Here is a 2,410-nt window from a genome sequence, read left to right as displayed (position 1 = left end):
CGGACCCGCGCTCGAGGGCGCCCTGCTCGACGCGGCGTGGGCCGAGCTGACCGAGCGTGGCTACGAGAGTTTCACGATCGACGCCGTCGCCACCCGCGCAGGGACGAGCCGCGCCGTGCTTTACCGGCGCTGGCCGGGCAAGCCGGAGCTGGCCCGCGCGGCCATCGTCCACGTCGTTGCGCAGGACCCGATCGAGGTGAAGGACACCGGAAGCCTGCGCGGGGACGTGATCGCGCTCCTCCGGCAAGCGAACGAGCGCCGCGTCCGGATCGCGACGCAGCTCGTCGTGTCCCTCGCCGACTACTACCGCGCCACCGGGACGAGCCTGGCCGACCTCCGGGAATCGATCTCCGGTGGCCAGGGCCCGATCATGGACGGCGTGATCGCCCGGGCACTCGAGCGCGGCGAGATCGATGCCTCGAGGCTGACCCCGAGGATCAGGAACCTTCCCGTCGACCTGTTCCGGCACGAGGTCCTGATGACGCACTCCGCCGTGCCGGAGGAGACCATCCTGGAGATCGTCGACACGATCTTCCTCCCGCTCGTGCTGGCCTAGACGGCGACCGCGCGCCGCGGCAGCAACACGTCGAAACGGCATCCGTTCGGCACGTTCTGCACGATCACCTCGCCCTGGTGCGCTGTGACGATGCCCTGCACGATGGCGAGGCCGAGTCCAGCCCCGCCGGGGGTGCGCGGCTCGCTCGCCCGCCAGCCGGCCTCGAACACCCGGTCGATGTCCTGTTCCGGGATGCCGCCTGCCGCGTCCTCGACGGAGATCACGGCCCCGCCGTCCCCCCGTTCGCGCACCGACACCGTGATCGGGCTCCCGGACGGCGAATGCTGGATCGCATTCATCACGAGGTTCCCGACAACGCGGGACAGTTCGCGCGGATCGGCGAGGACCGTCAGCCCCGTCTCGCCGGCGAATCGCAGGTCGAGGGACTTCGCGTGTGCTACGGGTCCGAAGCCCGCGACGGTGTCACTGATCAGGTCGTAGAGCGCGACCGGCTCGAGCGCGAGGCGCAGCGTCCCGGAATGGATCCGCGACAGTTCGAAGAGGTCGTCGACCATCCCGCTCAACCGGTCGACCTGGTCGCGCATCCGCGGGTAATACCGGGCGGGGTCCTCGACCATCCCGTCCTCGAGCGCCTCCGCCATGGCGCGGATGCCGGCGAGCGGCGTCCGCAGGTCGTGCGAGATCCACGCGATCAGTTCGCGCCGGGATTCCTCCACGCGTCGTTCGCGAGCCCGGGACTCGGCGAGGCGGGCCCCCGTCGCGGCGAGTTCCCCGGCGAGGTCGCTGAACTCGGTCGTGCTGTGCCGCGGGGCGGCGGCGTCGCCGTCGGCCGCGACCGATTCGCCGCGGCCGAGGCGTTCGGCCGCGCTGCGCAGGTGCCTGCTGTCGCGCACGAGGGTGCGTCCGAGAAGCGCGGCCATCACGAGCGACACGAGCCCGGCGACTGCGGCGACCGAGTAGAAGACGCCGAGGTCGTGGGTCGAGACGTACATCTGGGTGGCGACCGCCGACATCCCCCCGACGACGGAGACGATCGCCGCGAGGGCGACGAGCATGAGCTGCACCACGAACGAGGACCGCTTCATCATCCGCAGCGCGAGCAGGCCGAGCGCGCCGGTGACGACCGCGCACGCAAGGGCGTTGAGCGCGACGATGACGAGCACCTCGGTCGTCATGAGATCGTCCGGTCTTCTGCGGTCGCGGAATCCGGTGCGCCGCGGCTACCCGACGGGCCGAGCGGGACAGGGTCGAACCGGTAGCCGACGCCCCACACCGTCTGCAACAGCAGCGGATGCGCCGGGTCGGCCTCGATCTTCTCCCGCAGCCTCCGCACGTGCACGGTCACGGTCGAGAGGTCCCCGAATTCCCACCCCCACACCGAGCGGAGCAGGTCCTCCCGGCCGAGGACCGTGTACGGGTGCCGGAGCAGGTAGGAGAGCAGGTCGAACTCGCGCACCGTGAGCACGAGCGGCGTTCCGTGCAGGCGCAGCTCGTGTGCGGCGGTGTCGAGGGTGAAGTCGCCGATCGCGAGCGGCACGGTCGGCGGGCCCGATGCATCGCCCGCGCCCTGCCCGGCCGACTGCGCGGCGGCCTGGGCTGCGGCCTGGCCGGTGCGCCGCAACACGGCCTGCACCCGCAGCACGAGCTCGCGCGGCGAGAACGGCTTGGCGAGGTAGTCGTCCGCACCGGCCTCGAGGCCGTCGATGCGGTCGTCCTCCTGGTTGAGGGCGGTGAGCATGATCACGGGGATGGCCCAGGTGCTGCGCACCCGGCGGCACACCTCGATCCCGTCCAGGAGCGGAAGCATCCGGTCGAGCACCACGAGGTGCGGCCGCTTCTCCTCGGCGAGGCGGAGCGCGCTCAGCCCGTCCGGGGCCTCATCGACCAGGAACC

Annotated in this window: 3 protein-coding genes; 1 reads left to right on the top strand and 2 read right to left on the bottom strand. The window is 71.6% G+C overall.

Translation table 11 applies throughout. The features are described from left to right. Positions 1-556 (top strand): TetR/AcrR family transcriptional regulator (locus QN345_RS18025; protein WP_323509010.1); only part of this gene is annotated, 556 nt, incomplete at its 5' end. On the opposite strand, the gene QN345_RS18020 is transcribed toward QN345_RS18025, so the two are convergent. Beyond that, complete coding sequence (locus tag QN345_RS18020) at positions 553-1,692, bottom strand: sensor histidine kinase (protein ID WP_134449022.1); 1,140 nt, start codon at positions 1,690-1,692, stop codon at positions 553-555. The two genes, QN345_RS18025 and QN345_RS18020, sit on opposite strands and share 4 nt — an antisense overlap. Next, positions 1,689-2,410 (bottom strand): response regulator transcription factor (locus QN345_RS18015; RefSeq protein ID WP_323509009.1); only part of this gene is annotated, 722 nt, incomplete at its 5' end. The genes QN345_RS18015 and QN345_RS18020, both read right to left, overlap by 4 nt.

The sequence above is a fragment of the Cryobacterium sp. 10I1 genome (assembly GCF_035019805.1).
GTDB classification, from domain to species: Bacteria; Actinomycetota; Actinomycetes; order Actinomycetales; family Microbacteriaceae; genus Cryobacterium; species Cryobacterium glucosi.
The sequence above is the reverse complement of the archived record's forward strand: the minus strand, read 5'-3'. Positions and strand labels throughout refer to the sequence as shown.